Raw genomic sequence first — 16424 nt, 5'->3', positions numbered from 1 at the left:
ACCGTGGGAGTCAAGAGCTGGTGGACGGTACTGCCGGAGGAGCCGCAGCACGCTCTGCCCGCCGCGGCGGGACAGGCCGGTCTGGTCAGTCAACTGCGCCCGCTGATAAGGGAGTTGAGCAAGCCGGGCGATCTGGTCCTGGATCCGTTCGCGGGGTGGGGCACGACGCTGGTGGCCTGCTCGGTGGAGGGCCGGCGCGGCATCGGGTTCGAGGTGAACCCCGAGCGGGCCGAGGAGGCACGGCAGCGCCTGGCCGGGTACCCGGATCAGGAGATGCGGTGCGGCGACGCCCGCAAACTGCCGCTGGAGGCGGACTCGGTGGACCTGGTCCTGTGTGATCTGCCGTACTTCGGCACCGGCCTGGACACGGACTCGGCCGACCCCGGCCAGATGTACGCGCTGCGCGAGTACGACGTGTACCTCGGCGCGCTGGAGGAGGCGTTCACCCGGATCGCCCGGGTCATGCGGCCCGGCGCGCACGCGGTGATCGCGGTGCAGAACCGCCGGATCGACGGGGCGTTCGTTCCGCTGGCCTGGGACGCCGGACGGGTTCTCGCCCGGCATCTGACCCTCGGTGACGAACGCATCCACCTCTACGACCGGCCGGTGGACGGCGACGACCCCATGGCGTCCAATCGCGCACACGAGTACCTGCTGATGGCCACGAAGTAGCCGCCGCCCGCCCGTCAGCCGATCTTCATCGTCGCCATCATGCCCATCGCCGAATGGTCGAGCATGTGGCAGTGGTACACGAACTCCCCCGCGTACGTGTCGAAGGTGGCCTGCAGCTTGACCGTCTCGCCGGGCTGCAGCACCACCGTGTCCTTCAGACCCGACTCGGCGGGCCCGGCCGCGGTCCCGCCCCGTTCCAGGACCCGGAACTGCACCAGGTGCATGTGGAAGTTGTGCGCGGCCTTCGCGTTGGCGTTGGTGACCGTCCACACCTCGCTGGCGCCGTGCCGGATCACCGCGTCGACGCGCTCGGGATCGTAGATCTTCTCGTCCATGTATGCCTGGGGGTCCGGGCGGCCGTCCTCGTCCATGCGCAGCACGACGGTGCGCTCATTGGTCGGAGCGGGCAGCGGCGCCAGGGTGCGCAGCACGGGCGGTACGGAGCTCGGGTCCTCGGCGGTGCGGGTCACGTCGAAACGCATCACCTGGCCGACCTGCTCGACCGGGCCGCGCCCCGCGGTGTTCTGCAGGACGAGCTGCGTGCCGACCGGGTAGCGCGAGAAGTCGATGACGACGTCCGCGCGTTCGCCGGAGGACAGGTAGACCGAGCGGGTGGGGTGCGGGCTGGGCAGCAGTCCCCCGTCCGAGCCGATCTGGATCATCTCGCCGCCGTCCGCGAGGCGCAGTTCGAAGAAGCGCATGTTGGAGGTGTTGGCGAAGCGCAGCCGGTACTTGCGGGCGGCGACCTCGAAGTACGGGTAGGGCGCCCCGTTGACCAGCAGGGTGTTGCGGTTGCGGTCGCTCATCGCGTACAGGAGCTGTCCGCTGGTGTCGAAGTCCACGTCGCGCAGCGCTATCAGCACGTCGTACTGCCCCTTGGGCAGCGGCAGCGCGTCCTCGGTGGTGTCCCCGATGAGGTAGCTGCCGTGCAGGCCTCGGTAGACGTTCTCCGACTCCACGTGGTGGGCGTGGTCGTGGTACCAGAGCGATGCGTGGGGCTGCCTGTTGGGATAGTGGTAGACGCGCTTGGCGCCCGGGGCGATGGTGTCCATCGGGCCGCCGTCGCTGGTCTGTGGCACCGAGGCGCCGTGCAGGTGGCGGGAGATGGGCACGTCCAGACCGTTGCGCTGGACGAGGACGACGGGGCGGTTGCGGCGCGCCTTGATCGTCGCGCCGGGGAACAGACCGTCGTAGGTGAGAAGTTCGGTACGGACACCGGGCAGGATCTCCTGGGTGATCCTGCGGGTGGTGCTCTCGTACATGTCCACGCCGCCGGCGGTGGAGACCGGTCTGGCCACCGGTATCAGGGGCATGGGCACGGTGAACAGGTCGACGACCGGGGCCGGTGTCGGCGCCGTCGGTGTGGGGGTGTCCGCGGCCTCGGCGCCCCGGGCGGCGAACATGGGCATCATCGCGGCCCCGGTGACGGACGTGGAGGCGACGGCGATCGATGCGCCGAGCACACTGCGTCTGCTGGCCAAGGTGTCCTCCTTGGGGGAGGCGTGGGCCGTTCCCCCTGGTCGGTTCAGGTGGGTATGCCCTCGCGCTTGATCTCCGGTACGGGGATACCGAGCGCGCGCAGCTGCTCGAAGGGGTTCATGAACTCGCGGTTCTGCACGATCTTTCCGTCGTCGAGCGCGAAGGAGTGCAGGAAGTGGTTCTCGTACGTGCCCTCGGGATAGCCCTCGAAGCGGATCTTGCCGTGGCCGTCGCACTCGACCCAGAAGAAGTTCGGGTCCTGCGTCTCGAAGATCTGGATGTTGTACCACTCCCAGTCCGGGAAGCACTCCAGCGACCAGGCGCCGTGCTCGGCGAGGCGGTCCCTGCCCCTGATGACGAGGGGAGCGCCCGTGTCGTTGGTCCACAGACCGCCGCTGCCGTGCTCGACGAACAGTTCGTGCCGGCGCAGCCGGGCCGGACCGGTGGTGTCCGCCAGGTACTTCTCGACGGTGGCGCGGTTCTTGCGGCGCAGTGCCGCGGCGTCGGTGAAGCCCTGCGGTGCTGCCTCGGACATGGGATCCCCCAGCGGCATGGATGGAGTGCGAAGGCGCGCGAGCGCGGCGGTCGGCTCCCATCCTCCTCGGCGCCGCTCGCAACCCGCTCGACGTCCGCTCGGGCCGCCCGAGCGGGGCTCCAGCCGCCCGAGCGGGGCTCCAGCCGGACGCCAGAGAACACGGGGATGGTGGGACGTCCGTGCGGGCCGTGGTGCTCGCTCCAAGCGCCCACGCGCCTCGCGGGGCCGAGAAGAGGGAGCTTGCCGATGGTTGGCGTTCGCCCCGAGGCCGCCGAGGTCTCGCAGCGCTCCGGCACCGCTCAGGTGACGGACGAACTGCTCGAACTCTCCCTGGGATACCTGTACTCGTCGGCCCTGCACAGCGCCGCGCGCTTCGGCCTCGCCGACCATCTGGCGGCGGGCCCGCGCACGGCCGCCGAGCTCGCCGAGGCCGCGGAGGTCAACGGCCCGCACCTGTACCGGATGCTGCGGTTCCTGGCCACCAAGGGCGTCTTCCGCGAGGACGACGAGGGCCGCTTCCACCTCACCCCGCTCGCCGAACCGCTGCGCACGGACAGCGAGCACTCGCTGCGCGACTACGTCATGGTGCGGGGTGAGCCCGTCTTCTGGCAGTCCGCGGCCCAGCTCCACGAGGCCGTGCGCACCGGCACCACCGCCTTCGAGAACGTGTACGGGGTGCCGTTCTACGACCATGTCGCGGCCGACCCGGAGCTGAGCCGGGCGTTCAACTCCAGCATGGCCGCCTTCTCCGAGGCGCTCAGCAACAAGGTCGTCGAGGCCTTCGACTTCGGAGGCTGTGCGACCGCCGTCGACGTCGGCGGCGGTCGCGGCGGGCTGCTGCGGGCGGTGCTGCGCGCCAACCCGCACCTGACCGGCACGCTGGTCGACCTGGAGTCGGTGGTGGCCTGCCACGTCCTCGACGTCCCGGAGCTGACCGGCCGCTGGAAGGCCGAGGCCGGGGACTTCTTCGCGTCCCTGCCGGCCGGCGCCGACGTCTACCTCCTCAAGCACGTCCTGGCCAGCTGGCCCGACGACGACTGTGTGCGCATCCTGCGCACGTGCCGCGAGGCCATGCCCGCGCACGGCCGGCTGCTCGTCGTCAACGCCCTGATCCCGGCGGGCAACGAGCCGCACGCGGGCAAGACGGGCGACATTTTGATGATGACGGTGCTCAACGGCCGGGGCCGCACCCGCGCCGAGTACGAGACGCTGCTGGCGACGGCCGGGTTCACCGTCACCCGCGTCCTGGACACGTCCTCGCACGCCTCGGTCGTCGAGGCGGTCATCGCCCCCTGACCGCCTCGACGACCGAGGCCGCACCGCTCAGGGCTGGAGCCTGCCGCTGCGCCAGCCCTGAGCGGTGCGGTCGTAGCGCAGCCGCTCGTGCAGCCGGTCGCTGCCGTTGGACCAGAACTCCACGCTCTCGGGGCGGAGGCGGTACGCGGCGAAGCCGTCAGGGCGCGGCAGCGCCGGCCCGGACAGCTCGCGGGCCTCGGCGCGCAGCCGGGCGACGTGGTCGAGGCCGTCCAGCGGCCTGCTCTGCCGGGAGGCGGTGCTCATGGCGTGGGTGAACACCGGCCGCGCCTGCCACCGGGCCTCGGCCTCGGCGTCGGGCATCCGGTGCACGGGGCCCGCCAGGGTGATCTGCCGGCTGGTCTCGCGCCAGTACAGGACGCCGGACGCCCAGGGGTTCTCGGCCAGTTCACGGCCCTTGCGGCTGTCCGCGTGCGTGAGGAAGACCAGCCCGTCGTCCGTCACGGCGGCCACGTACACGATGCGCGAGGAGGAGCGGCCGCGGGTGTCGGCGGTGGCGAGCGCCAGGGCGCGCGGCTCACGCACGCCCTGGGCCTCGCACTCCTTGAGCCAGGAGTCCAGCAGGCCGATGGGTTCGGCGGGCGGCGCCTGGAACTCGGGGAAGTCCACCTCGACGGTGGCGGTGAGCGACTCGGAGCGGCGGCTGTCGTGGGACGGGTCAGACATGGAGCGTTCCTTCGATAGTGACGACACCGCTGCCCGAGACCTCGACGGAGTCGACCCGGTCGCCCGCCCCGTGGACGAGCGCGCCCATGGGTGAGGGCCGGCCGATCTCGACCCCCTGGGTGATCTCGATGCGCTGCCCGTACGTGCCGAGGCCGTGCCGGGCGAGGTGGATGGCGATGGGCCCGGCGGCGGAGCCGGTGGCGGCGTCCTCGACGACTCCGTACGCGGGCGAGAACATGCGATTGCGCCAGGTGGTGCCGGCTCCCGCGAAGCAGTTGGCCGCCATGTCGGGGAACCGGGACAGGGCACGGTGGTCGGGTTCCAGCTTCGTGAGTGCCTCGACGCTGTTCAGGCCGACGAGGACGTGCCGGGGGCCGTTGCGGTAGATCTCCACCGGCACGCTCGCGGCGTCGACGCCGAGCGCCGCCAGCAGTTCCGCTGTCCGGTCGAAGAGCTCCCACACGGGCACCGGCTGACGCATGCGGGCTGCGACGGCCTTGCCGCCGACCCGGTCGAGCACGAAGGGGACGGTGCCCATGGCGGTTCCCAGGCGCAGCCGGGAGGCGTCGGTGCGGGCGCCCAGAGCGATGGCCGTACCGAGCAACGGGTGTCCTGCGAAGGGGAGTTCGTTGACCGGAGTGAAGATCCTTATGTGCGCGTCGTCCCCGGCGGTGCGGGGCGTGAGCACGAACGTGGTCTCGGAGAGGTTCATCTCCCGTGCGATGCGCTGCATCTGGTGGCCGCTGAGGTCGTCACCGTCGAAGAACACGGCGACCGGGTTGCCGGTCAGGGGTTCTGTCGCGAACGCGTCGACGACGACGTAGGTGTGCATGGGTTCTCCTCGTCGTGGGGCGGCCCGACGGCGCTCAGGCCGCGTCGCGCACCGGCACCGGGGTGAGCAGCCCGGCCAGGGCCGTGCCCACGATGCGCGGCCCCCCTCGAGTGAGCACGGACTCCGGGTGGAACTGCAGGGAGGCGAAGCCCGGGCCGCGCAGCGCGTGCACTTCTCCGGTGGCCGGGTCGCGGCTCACCCGGACCGGGCCCGCGCCGTCCGCGGTGAACTCGTCGTGCTCGGCGTGCAGGGCGAAGGTGTTGTAGAAGCCGACCTGTTCGGCGGTTCCGAACAGGTCGATCGGCTTGCGCGTGCCCTGGTTGGGCATCTCCTTGCGGCGCAGCGGCAGGCCGAGCCGGAGTCCGAGGACCTGATGGCTCAGGCACACGGCGAGGAACGGGCGGCGTTCGCGCAGCAGGGTGTCCACGGCCGCGTGCAGATGCCGCATCTTGGGGTGGGCGGTCAGCTGCGGATCGCCCGGCCCCGGGCCCATCACGACCAGGTCGTGGCCGTCGAAGGCGTACGGCTCGTCGAACCGGCGGACCCGCACCCGCAGTCCGAGGGAGCGCAGTTGCTGGTCGAGCATCGATGTGAAGGTGTCCTCGGCGTCCACGACGAGCACGCTGCGGTCGGTCAGCCGCGGCCACACCGGGGTGCGGGTCTGCTCGTCGGCGAGCCAGAAGTCGGCGAGGGTGTCGTTGCGCCGCTCCAGTGCCGCGCGCACCCGGGGATGGCCGGCGAAGCCGCGGCGGGGTGCCGGGGCGGCCGGGGCGGTGGACCGGGTCCCGGCGCGCAGGGCGGCGACGAGTCCGGCCGCCTTGGCCCTGGTCTCGGCGGCCTCGGCGGCGGGGTCGGAGTGGCGCACGATCGTGGCGCCCACGGCGATGCCGACCCGGCCCCCGGTGGAGACGTCCGCCATGCGGATGAGGATCGCGGAGTCCATGACGCGGCGTCCGCCGGCGTCCCGTCCGATGAGTGCCGCGGCTCCGCTGTAGTAGCCGCGGCCGCCCGGCTCGTACTGGTGGATGGCGCGGCAGGCGCTCTCCAGCGGGCTGCCGGTGACGGTGGGCGCGAACATCGTCTCGCGCAGGATGTCGCGCACATCGCGGTCGGAGCGTCCTCGGATGAAGTACTCGGTGTGGGCCACGCGGCCCATTTCCTTCAGGCCCGGGCCCACGACGCGGGCGCCGCCGTCACAGACGCGGGCCATCATCTTCAGTTCCTCGTCGACGACCATGTTCAGTTCGTCGGTCTCCTTGCGGTCGCCGAGGAATGCCATGACGCCGTCGAGGGTGGGTCCGCCGGCCGGGTAGCGGTACGTGCCGCTGATGGGGTTCATGACGGCCGTGCCGTCATCGAGGCTGATGTGCCGCTCGGGCGAGGCGCCGACCAGGGTGCGGGTGCCGGTGTGGATCAGGAACGTCCAGTGGGCCCCTGTCTCCCCTTCCACCAGGCGGCGGAAGAGCGCCGGGGCGCTGTGCGGGCCGTAGTCCGTGATGTCGGCGACGAAGGTGCGCTTGATGACGAAGTTGGCACCCTCCCCCGTGCCGATCATCTCCTTGACGATGCGGCGCACCACGTCCTCGTACGCCGCGTCGTCGACGTCGAAGGCGCCGCCCTCCAGCGTGGTCGGGACGAGCGGGATACGGGCCAGCGCTTCGGTCAGCGGCAGCTGTTGCTGCCCGGTGACCGTCATCGCGACCAGCGGTGTCCCGTCGTCGGCGCAGGCGAAGCCGCGCTCGGTCAACTGCCGGTACGGGACGACGACGAGGACCTCGTGGTGCGCGCCCGCGCCGGCGGGCGCGTCCTCGGCGAGCGGAAGGTCCGCCAGGCTCACGGGCCGGGACACCGCACCGGTGAGGATCTCGACGACATCGCCGCCGGTGGCACCGGGCCGGTGCAGCAGGGCGAATGCCTGCGAGCGGCCGCTCAGGGCGGTGTCCAGGAGATCGCCGGCGCTCATGTGAACACCGCCTTGGCGGTGGTGACCCGGGCGCAGAGCTCCGCGGCCCGGGTCAGCGCCGAGCGGTGGTCCTCCTGCGAGAAGTCGGCCGTGGCGTCCGCGACGAAGAACGGCTGGATGTCGTGGGTGAAGGCGTCGACGGCGGTGGCCAGCACGCCGATGTGGGCGTAGACGCCGCACAGCACGAGTTGGTCGCGGCCCGCGGCGCGCATCCGCTCCAGCAGGTCGGTCCTGAAGAACGCGCTGTAGCGCCACTTGGTGAGCAGCCAGTCGCCGTCCCGCGGAGCCACGGCGTCGACGACCTGGCGGTCCTCGGGCGCGGTCCGCATGCCCGGGCCCCAGAAGTCCTTGAGGAGGCCGCGCTGTTCGTCGCTCATGCCGCCCGGCTGGGCCGTGTAGGCGACGGGCACGCCGAGGGCGGCGCAGCGTTCGCGCAGCCCGGCCGCGCCGCGGACCAGGTCCTGGCGCAGGCTGTCGGGCAGCGGCTGGAGGAAGTACCGCTGCATGTCGTGCAGGAGGAGGACGGACCGGCCGGGTTCGGCGGTCCAGGTCACCCGGGACGCGGGCAGGTCGCCCTCGGCGGGCAGCGGGTACGGGGCGATGGGGGGTATGCCGGTCATGTCTCCAGTTCCTTGGCTCGATGCCTTGGTTGCTCAGGCGGTCCAGGACGAGACCACCGACACGGCCTGCCCGGGGTTGAGACGGGGATCGCAGTGCGAGGTGTAGCGCCGGCCGACCGTGCCCAGCGCGGCCTCGGTGGTGGCGCATTCGGTGACGTCGTCGGGCGTGGTCTCCAGGTGCAGGCCACCGGCGACACCGCCGGCGGCGCGGACGGCCGACACGAAGCGGGAGACCTCCAGCGCGACGGTCGTGACCAGCCGTGTCTTGCGGCCGCCGGGTGCCGTCATGGTGTTGCCGTGCATGGGGTCGGTGAGCCAGACGACGGGGTGTCCCGCCCCGCGGACGGCCTCGACCAGGCGCGGCAGCCGGCCGGCGACGGCGTCCGCGCCCATGCGGGCGATCAGGGTGAGGCGTCCGGGGTCGCGCCACGGGTCGAGCCGCTCGCACAGGGCGAGCAGTTCACCGGGCTCCATCCCCGGACCGACTTTGCACGCGACAGGGTTGCTGACCTGGGCGAGCAGCGTGACGTGGGCGCCGTCGACCTGGCGGGTGCGTTCGCCGATCCAGGGCCAGTGGGTGGAGCCGAGGAACAGCCGGCCGCCCTCGTCGACGCGCAGCATGGGGATCTCGTAGTCCAGCAGGAGTGCCTCGTGGCTGGTCCACAACGGGGCCCGGGCGGTGTCGCGGCTCGCGGTGTGCTCCCGCCACCCGAGGTGTCCGACGATCTCGCTGGCGGCCATGTACCCGGTGAGGATGCGCAGCGGGTCGGGGCGGCGGCTCTCCGGGTCCGGTGCGGGGCCGTTGACCATGTGGCCCCGGAATGCGGGCAGTTCGGCGCCGCCGATGGCTTCGGTGGCCCGGGAGCGGGGCTTGGCGAACTGTCCGGCGATGCGCCCCGCGCGCAGCACGGGCCTGCCCGTGCTCAGGCCGAGCGTCCCGGCCAGCAGGTCGAGCAGGGCGGCCTTGCGGATCACCTGTTCGCGGGTGCACTCCCCCGGATCCTCGGCGCAGTCCCCGCTCTGCACCACCAGTGCTTCGCCGTGCGCCACCCTGCCGAGCAGGGACCGCAGGGTGGCCGCGTCGTGGGAGCGTACGAGGGCGGGGCGGGCGGCGAGTTCCTCGACCACTCCGGCCAGTTGCGGGCGGTCGCTCCATTCGGGCTGCTGGAGCGCGCCGCGCCGGCGGATCTGCCGTATCACGTCGTCCATGGCCGCGTTACCGGCCGGCGGGGAACTTCAGGAGCTCGCCCTCGACGGTCAGGGTGTGGTTGGTGACGTAGATGTCGCCGTTCCGGCCGACGGCGAGTCCGGCGGGCTCCTTCAGCACGCCTCCGGTGTCGATGGGGGTGAGGGCGCCGGTCCGTGGATCGATACGGGTCAGGGAGCCGGGCCCCGAGTCGGCGGGCGGGGAGCCGCTCCTGCTGCCGTAGGACAGGGCGATCAGGTTGCCGCGCGGGTCGACGTCGAGGTCGGTGACGGAGGTCAGGCCGGTGGCGAGGAGGGTCGGCGCGCTGCCGGGCACATAGCGCCAGATGCGGCTCAGTCCCTGGACCATGCCGCCCATGTCGGCGAGGTAGAAGGCGCCGTCGCGGCCGCGCACGATCCCGGTCGGCACCGCTTGCACCTGGCCGGCCGGGGCTGCCGCCGTGACGCCCGAGGCGGCGGGCGGTGTGTTGTTGGGGAAGACCCACTCGGTCGTGGTGGTGCCGTCGGGGTGGATCCGGATCAGGTCGTTGGCGGCGGCGTCGGTGACCAGGAAGTCCTTGCCGTCCTTGACGAAGTGGTGCGGGTTGGAGAAGACCTCGTTGTTGCCGTTGACCGAGTCGGGGTCGTGGTCGCCCTCGTGCGCGGTCAGGTCGCCGATGAGGGTGCCGGATGCCGTGCTGAGGGTGCCGGATGCCGTGCTGAGGGTTCCGAACGCCTCGCCGCCGGCGCCGAGCGCGGCCCTGATCGCGGGGGTGCCGTTCAGTCCGTAGACCACACGGTAGGTGCCGCGGCCCGCGGCCTCGGCCTGGATCGCCCCGTTGACGGCGGTGCTGCCGTCGCCGCGGACACCCATTTCGGAGGGGAGTCCGGTCACGACGCGGCCGCGTGCCTTGCCCTTGACCCGGTACACCGATCCGCTGAAGCCGAAGCACCGGGTGCCCGGCACCGTGCAGGGGACGGCGGGGCCGCTGCCGGCCTCGGCGATCAGGAGCGAGCCGTCGGCCTGGAGCTGGACGTCGCGCGGATTGTGCAGACCGCTCGCCACGACCGCGGCGGCGGGCGGCGGACCGTGTGTCGCGGCCTGAACCGGTACCGCCGTCGCGGTGAGGCCGCCGACGATCGCGGCGACCGCCGCGGCCCGCGCCCGGGATGTGCGTGCTCCAGGCATGACTCTCCTTGTCCCGTTCCATGAAGTGGCCGCCGTTCAGGCGGAGTTGAGTGTGCGCTTGTTCGTCAGCCGGATCGTGCGGATCTGTCCGTCCGCGATGTCGAGCAGCACGACGGCGTTGAGGTCGTTGCCGTGACGGTCGCGGAAGACGGCGCCGGGGAGGCCGTCGACGCGGTGGTGTTCCAGGGTGATACCGATGCGGTTGAGCGGCGGGACGATCGCCACGAGCGCTCTGGCCACGTTCTCGGCACCGTGGATGTACCGGGGCCACGGGGCGGCCGTGGCGCCGTCCGCGCCCACCGGGCGCAGGGCGTCCGCCAGTTGGCGGGTCGCCGCCACCGAGCAGCCGAGGGCCGAGGCGATCTGCGGGAAGCCGCAGCCGAGGACTTCGCGCAGCACGAACACGGCGCGCTCCAGCGGGGACAGTTCCTCGATGAGCATCAGGGCGCCGGTCAGCAACGAGTCCTCTGCCGGGCAGGAGTCATCGGTCTGTCGCCCGCGTGGTGCGCCGGCCGCCGCCAGGACGTCGATCGACATCCGGGTGACCGCGGCCACGAGGAATCCTCTGGCGGTCGCGGGCGGCTCCGGGGCGTTCTGCCAGCGCAGCCCGGCCTCGCGCACCACGTCCTGTGCCGCGTGCGCGTCGCCCAGCATCCGGTGGGCGATGGCGGACAGCAGCGGTCGCAGTTCCTCGAACTCCTCGGCCCGGCTCACCCGTGGTCCTTCCTCACGCCGCCACGTCGAGGTCCTGGGCGGCCCGCTGTTCGGCGGCGTACACCGCGAGGAAGGCCGCGAGGCCGTGCACGCCGTCGCGGCCGGGCCCGAGCGCGGTGACCGGGACGGTGTGTCCGAAGCCCGCCGACAGCAGCCGGTGGGCGTGCAGGGCGGCAGCCGTCAGTCCACCGGTCTGATCCCGGACGGGGCGCGGACCCGTGCCGGACATGGCGAGGGCCTCGCGCTGGGCGCGCGGGACGAGATCGGCCGGGCGCGGTGCCGGGTTCGGCATGGCGGTACTCCTTCTCCGTGTCGGTGCCGTACGGGGGTCAGCGCGGCCGGGGGATCATGAAGAGGCTGTGGGGGTGCAGGGTGGTCTCCGGGGCCTTGCGGACGCGGCTGCCGGGCACGAGGGACAGCTGCCACTCCTGGATCACCGCGCCGAGGACGACTTCGAGTTCCTTCCAGGCGAAGGACTCACCGATGCACCCCTTCGCACCCACCCCGAAGGGGATGAAGGAGGAGCCCCTGGCATCCGGGCGCAGCGACAGCCAGCGGTCCGGATCGAACCGGTGGGGGTTCGCGTAGTGTCCGGGGTCGCGGTGCAGCAGATACGAGCTGAAGAGCACGTGGGTGCCGGCGGGCAGCGCGTGTTCGCCGAGGGTGACGTCCACGAGGGTCCTGCGGCAGGTGATCCACACGGGCGGGTAGAGCCGCAGCACCTCGGTGAGGAAGCGGACGGTGTACCCGGCCGGGCAGTGGCCGCCGCCGTGCACGTCGCTCGCGGCGCCGTACCCGGCCATGTCCTTGAGCACCTTCTCCTCGACCAGGGGTTCCCGGGACAGCACGTACAGCGCCCAGGACAGCACGGACGCCGTGGTGACGGTGCCCGCGGCCAGCATCATGACCGCCTCGTCGCAGATCTGGTCCAGCGTCAGGGCGGGGGCGGTGTCCTCCTCCAGTCCCGGCAGGAGGGCAGGCAGGTAGCCCGCCGCCGGCCGAGCGGATCCCCAGTGTTCGAGCAGGGTCGCGGCGAGCGCCGCGCGGAAGTCGGCGCGGGCCCGCAGCAGCCGGCCGGCCGGGCGCGGGTGCCCGGCGCGTGCCGCGGCCCTGCCGGACAGCGGCTTTCTGATCATTTCCCACGACAGGCGGGCGAGGCGCTCGGTGAGTGCGGCGGAGCGCTGGGGCGGCAGACCGTGCAGCAGTGTGCGTACGGCGACCGCGGCGGCCGTCCGGCACATCTCGGCCTGGACGTCCACGGTCTGTCCCGCGCGCCACGAGCCGACCGTGTCCTGGGCGATCTCCCGCATGGCGGGGACGTGGTCGTCGACGGTCGCCGAGCGCAGATAGGGGTGGGCGAGGCGGCGGTAGTAGCGGTGCACCGACTCGTCCTCGGCGAGCATGCCGGCGCGGCTCAGATTTCGCGCCTTCTGGAACAGGTCGCCCTTGCCGTAGGACTTGTTGCCGTCGACCAGGATGCTCCGTACGAGGGCCGGGTCGTTGACGAAGTGGGCGTCGGTGCCGTCCACGCGCACGCCGCGGACGGAGTGCCCGCGCAGGAGGCGCTCCATCCGGCCGAACCGGAAGGGCGGGTAAGGGGTTGTGTCCATGGGCCCGTCACCGCCGCGCCGGGGCGGCGGCGCTGTCCGCCGACGGCATCAGGTCGAGTCGGCTCCGGGTGCGGAACCGGAGATAGGTCTGGAGCTTGTAGTACTCCTCGCCGCTCGCCGTCATGGCCGCGTAGACCATCTTGGGGTCGTCGGCACCGTAGGGAAAGTCATGGACGAAGCGTTCGATCTTCGGGCCGAGGCGGGCGGGCAGGGACAGCGGGTCGTGGGTCTTCACGCCGAAGGCGATGCGCTCGATGTGCGGGGAGTCCCAGCTGAGGGTGGTGTAGATGCCGAACGACTTCGCGCAGAACCGCAGCATCTGCTCGCTGGGCCGCGGTATCCCGAGGTCACGGTGGATCGCGAGCACGGCCTCGGGGGTGCGGAGTTCGTCGGGGATGCCGGTGAAGTAGAGGTTGACGGTTCTGCTGCGGTAGTCGATCCCGATGACGTCGACGCGGTCGTCGAGGCCCCGGTCGGCGAAGAAGCCGAGGTTCGCCGACAGGGCCGCCGGCATCGACGGGAGGCCGATGAGCTTCTTCAGGCTCTGGTAGTCGTCGCCGGGAAAGTACACCCAGATCTTCCGGAATCCGCCGACGACCCCGAAGTCGATGCCGTAGCTGTCGATGGAGCAGCGCTGCCGGATGTCGGACAGCAGGGTGTCCACGGCGTGGCCGGTCTCCGTCAGGAGGCCGTGCGCGCGGGCGCGGGCGTACGGGTCGATGTCGTCGGGGAGTGTGAAGCGGCAGTCGAACTCGCCTTCGTGGCGGGCGTTGGTGGCGACCCGGCAGGCGATGACGGCCTGCGGGAGCACGTCCTCGTACGCGGCCAGGACGGGCAGGACGGTGTCGCGCGAGCACGCCACGTCCAGCAGCCCTGCCGACGCCTCGACGCGCGCGTACAGATCAGTCAGTTGCGCAGTTTCCGACATGCTTCCTCCACGCGATCGTCGTCAGTGTCGACAGGGGTTCTGGAGCGGGGCCGCGGCGGTGTTCAGTAGCGGTAGTGGTCCGGCTTGTACGGGCCTTCGACCTCGACACCGATGTACGAGGCCTGCTCCGGGCGGAGCTCGGTGAGCTTGACGCCCAGCGAGTCCAGGTGGAGACGGGCGACCTTCTCGTCCAGGTGCTTGGGCAGCACGTACACGTCGGTCGGGTACTCGGCCTGCTTGGTGAACAGCTCGATCTGCGCCAGCGTCTGGTCCGCGAAGCTGTTGGACATCACGAACGACGGGTGACCCGTCGCATTGCCCAGGTTCAGCAGGCGGCCCTCGGACAGCACGATGATGACCTTGCCGTCGGGGAACGTCCACGTGTGGACCTGCGGCTTCACCTCGTCCTTGACGATCCCGTCGATCTTCGCGAGACCGGCCATGTCGATCTCGTTGTCGAAGTGGCCGATGTTCCCGACGATGGCCTGGTGCTTCATCCTGGCCATGTCCGAGGCCATGATGATGTCCTTGTTGCCCGTCGTCGTGACGAAGATGTCGACCTTGTCGACGACCTCGTCCAGCGTCGCGACCTGGAAACCGTCCATCGCCGCCTGGAGCGCGCAGATCGGGTCGATCTCCGTGACGATCACGCGGGCACCCTGGCCGCGCAGCGACTCCGCACAGCCCTTGCCGACATCCCCGTAACCGCAGACCAGAGCGGTCTTGCCGCCGATGAGGACGTCCGTGGCACGGTTGATGCCGTCGATCAGCGAGTGACGGCAGCCGTACTTGTTGTCGAACTTCGACTTCGTCACCGCGTCGTTCACATTGATCGCGGGGAAGAGCAGAGCGCCGTCGCGCTGCATCTCGTACAGACGGTGGACACCCGTCGTGGTCTCCTCCGTCACGCCGCGGATCTCCGAGGCGAGCTGGGTCCAGTCGAGTGTGCTGTTCTCCAGCAGGGCGCGCACGACGGCGAGTTCCTCGTTGGACGCCTCCGGCAGCTTGCCCGTCTTCTGCTTCTCGACGCCCAGGTGGACGAGCATGGTGGCGTCACCGCCGTCGTCCAGGATCATGTTCGGGCCGGTGTGTCCGGGCCAGTTCAGCGCCTGCTCCGTGCACCACCAGTACTCCTCCAGGCTCTCGCCCTTCCAGGCGAAGACCGGGATCCCGGCCACGGCGATCGCGGCGGCCGCGTGGTCCTGGGTGGAGAAGATGTTGCAGGAGACCCAGCGGACCTCGGCGCCCAGCGCGACCAGCGTCTCGATCAGGACGGCCGTCTGCACCGTCATGTGCAGAGACCCGGTGATCCGGGCGCCGGCCAGCGGCTGCGCGGCGGCGTACTCCTTGCGGATCGACATCAGGCCGGGCATCTCGTGCTCGGCGAGCGTGATCTCCTTGCGGCCGAACTCGGCCAGGGACAGGTCGGCGACCTTGAAGTCCGAGAACTCAGCGGTCTGCGAGGACATACGGGGCACTCCTTGATGTCAGTACGTTGCGGTGAATGTCCAGAGCCGCGGTGGACTTGTTGAGGGTGATGTAGTGCAGGCCGGGTGCGCCCTCCGCGAGGAGGCTGTCGGCCATGGCGGTGGCGTACGCGACGCCGATGCGGTGGCCGGTGGCCGCGTCACCGCGGGCCTCGTACAGCCGGGCCGCGAGACCGGCGGGGAAGGCGGCGTCGGACAGTTCGGCGAAGCGGGCGATCTGCCGGTGGTCGGTGGCGGGCATGATCTCCGGAATGATCGGAATGTCACAGCCGGCGGCCGCCACCCGGTCGCGCAGTCGCAGGTAGTCCCCCACCCGGAAGAACATCTGGGTGATCGCGTAGTCGGCGCCCGCCCGGCACTTGGCGACGAAGTGACGGATGTCCTCGTCCCAGTCCGCCGAGCGCGGATGCCGCTCGGGGAAGGCGGCCACCCCGATCCTGAAGTCCCCCAGGGAACGGACCAGTTCGACGAGTTCGTACGCGTACCGCAGGCCCTGCGGATGCGGCGTCCAGGGGCCCTTCGGGTCGCCCGGCGGATCCCCGCGCAGGACCAGGACGTCCCGGACGCCCGCGTCCGCGTACTGCCCGATGATGCGCCGCAGTTCGGCCACCGAGTGGCCGACCGCGGTCAGGTGGGCGACGGGTCGGAGCATGGTCTCGGCGGCGATCCGCCGGGTGACTTCCACGGTCCGGTCGCGCGAGGAGCCGCCCGCGCCGTAGGTGACGGACACGAAGTCGGGCCGGAGCGGTTCGATGCGCCGGATCGCCTTCCACAGCGTCTCCTCGCCCTTGGCCGTCTTCGGCGGAAAGAATTCGAACGAGAACGTCGTCACGAGCGGCCTCCCGCGTTGAAGTAGGTGGCCTCGGGGTGGTGCAGGACGATCGCGTCGGTGGACTGCTCGGGGTGGAGCTGGAACTCCTCGCTGAGGTGGACGCCGATCCGCTCCGGCCGGAGCAGGTCGGCGATCTTGGCGCGGTCCTCCAGGTCGGGGCAGGCGGGGTAGCCGAGTGAGTAGCGGCAGCCCTGGTACTCGGTGCGGAACATGCCCTCCATCGCCGACGGGTCGGCGCTGTCGATACCGAGTTCGGTGCGGACGCGTGCGTGCCAGTACTCGGCGAGTGCCTCGGCCAACTGCACGGACAGGCCGTGCAGTTCGAGGTAGTCGCGGTAGGAGTTCGCGGCGAACAGTTCGGCGGTGGCCTCACCGATCTTCGAGCCGACGGTGACGAC

General features: G+C 71.3%; 17 protein-coding genes. 2 read left to right on the top strand and 15 right to left on the bottom strand.

The features are described 5' to 3' along the window. Window positions 1-3 precede the first annotated feature (3 nt). The gene (locus tag ACFVDP_RS43000) at window positions 4-672 is read left to right on the top strand and encodes a TRM11 family SAM-dependent methyltransferase (protein WP_383503131.1); all 669 of its coding nucleotides are present in this window, start codon (window positions 4-6) and stop codon (window positions 670-672) included. 14 nt (window positions 673-686) lie between these two features. On the opposite strand, the gene ACFVDP_RS42995 is transcribed toward ACFVDP_RS43000, so the two are convergent. Continuing rightward, window positions 687-2153, bottom strand: a complete 1467-nt coding sequence (locus ACFVDP_RS42995) for a multicopper oxidase family protein (RefSeq protein WP_383503129.1) — start codon at window positions 2151-2153, stop codon at window positions 687-689. Between the two features lie 44 nt (window positions 2154-2197). After that, window positions 2198-2686 (bottom strand): PhzA/PhzB family protein, encoded by a 489-nt coding sequence (locus ACFVDP_RS42990; protein ID WP_383503126.1) that lies wholly within the window; start codon window positions 2684-2686, stop codon window positions 2198-2200. A 246-nt stretch (window positions 2687-2932) separates the two neighbouring features. Here ACFVDP_RS42990 and ACFVDP_RS42985 point away from each other — a divergent pair, with 246 nt between their 5' ends. Then, the gene (locus tag ACFVDP_RS42985; RefSeq protein ID WP_383503124.1) at window positions 2933-3982 is read left to right on the top strand and encodes a methyltransferase; all 1050 of its coding nucleotides are present in this window, start codon (window positions 2933-2935) and stop codon (window positions 3980-3982) included. Between the two features lie 27 nt (window positions 3983-4009). Here the strand turns inward: ACFVDP_RS42985 and phzG are convergent, their stop codons facing one another. The 13 genes from phzG to ACFVDP_RS42920 all read right to left on the bottom strand — a co-directional run. Continuing rightward, entirely contained in the window at window positions 4010-4666 is a 657-nt protein-coding gene (phzG, locus tag ACFVDP_RS42980) for a phenazine biosynthesis FMN-dependent oxidase PhzG (RefSeq protein WP_383503122.1), read from the bottom strand. Further along, complete coding sequence (locus ACFVDP_RS42975) at window positions 4659-5498, bottom strand: PhzF family phenazine biosynthesis isomerase (protein WP_383503120.1); 840 nt, start codon at window positions 5496-5498, stop codon at window positions 4659-4661. The genes phzG and ACFVDP_RS42975 overlap by 8 nt, the downstream gene beginning before the upstream one ends. A 34-nt stretch (window positions 5499-5532) precedes the next feature. Next, a complete protein-coding gene (locus ACFVDP_RS42970) occupies window positions 5533-7461 on the bottom strand; it encodes an anthranilate synthase family protein (RefSeq protein WP_383503118.1) in 1929 nt (642 codons plus the stop codon). Further along, entirely contained in the window at window positions 7458-8081 is a 624-nt protein-coding gene (locus ACFVDP_RS42965; protein WP_383503116.1) for an isochorismatase family protein, read from the bottom strand. The genes ACFVDP_RS42970 and ACFVDP_RS42965 overlap by 4 nt, the downstream gene beginning before the upstream one ends. A gap of 33 nt (window positions 8082-8114) precedes the next feature. Continuing rightward, complete coding sequence (locus ACFVDP_RS42960) at window positions 8115-9290, bottom strand: 3-deoxy-7-phosphoheptulonate synthase (protein ID WP_383503114.1); 1176 nt, start codon at window positions 9288-9290, stop codon at window positions 8115-8117. 7 nt (window positions 9291-9297) lie between these two features. Continuing rightward, window positions 9298-10455 (bottom strand): ScyD/ScyE family protein, encoded by a 1158-nt coding sequence (locus ACFVDP_RS42955; RefSeq protein WP_383503111.1) that lies wholly within the window; start codon window positions 10453-10455, stop codon window positions 9298-9300. A gap of 36 nt (window positions 10456-10491) precedes the next feature. Beyond that, window positions 10492-11169: a sigma factor-like helix-turn-helix DNA-binding protein gene (locus ACFVDP_RS42950; RefSeq protein WP_383503108.1), complete on the bottom strand. Its 678-nt coding sequence runs from the start codon at window positions 11167-11169 to the stop codon at window positions 10492-10494. Between the two features lie 13 nt (window positions 11170-11182). Then, the gene (locus ACFVDP_RS42945; RefSeq protein ID WP_383503105.1) at window positions 11183-11461 is read right to left on the bottom strand and encodes a hypothetical protein; all 279 of its coding nucleotides are present in this window, start codon (window positions 11459-11461) and stop codon (window positions 11183-11185) included. A 37-nt stretch (window positions 11462-11498) separates the two neighbouring features. After that, window positions 11499-12779, bottom strand: coding sequence for a cytochrome P450 (locus tag ACFVDP_RS42940; protein WP_383503102.1), 1281 nt, complete (start codon window positions 12777-12779; stop codon window positions 11499-11501). Between the two features lie 7 nt (window positions 12780-12786). Next, window positions 12787-13707: an aromatic prenyltransferase gene (locus ACFVDP_RS42935; protein ID WP_383503099.1), complete on the bottom strand. Its 921-nt coding sequence runs from the start codon at window positions 13705-13707 to the stop codon at window positions 12787-12789. A 62-nt stretch (window positions 13708-13769) separates the two neighbouring features. Beyond that, window positions 13770-15176: an adenosylhomocysteinase gene (gene ahcY / locus ACFVDP_RS42930; protein ID WP_383503096.1), complete on the bottom strand. Its 1407-nt coding sequence runs from the start codon at window positions 15174-15176 to the stop codon at window positions 13770-13772. Continuing rightward, entirely contained in the window at window positions 15157-16026 is an 870-nt protein-coding gene (gene metF / locus ACFVDP_RS42925) for a methylenetetrahydrofolate reductase [NAD(P)H] (RefSeq protein ID WP_383503093.1), read from the bottom strand. The genes ahcY and metF overlap by 20 nt, the downstream gene beginning before the upstream one ends. Beyond that, window positions 16023-16424: vitamin B12 dependent-methionine synthase activation domain-containing protein (locus tag ACFVDP_RS42920; protein ID WP_383503090.1), on the bottom strand; the 402-nt coding region annotated here is incomplete at its 5' end. The genes ACFVDP_RS42920 and metF, both read right to left, overlap by 4 nt.

This window comes from Streptomyces sp. NPDC057694 (assembly GCF_042799415.1).
Taxonomy (GTDB): Bacteria; Actinomycetota; Actinomycetes; order Streptomycetales; family Streptomycetaceae; genus Streptomyces.
Note: the sequence above shows the minus strand (reverse complement) of the source record. Positions and strands in the feature narration are given on the sequence as shown.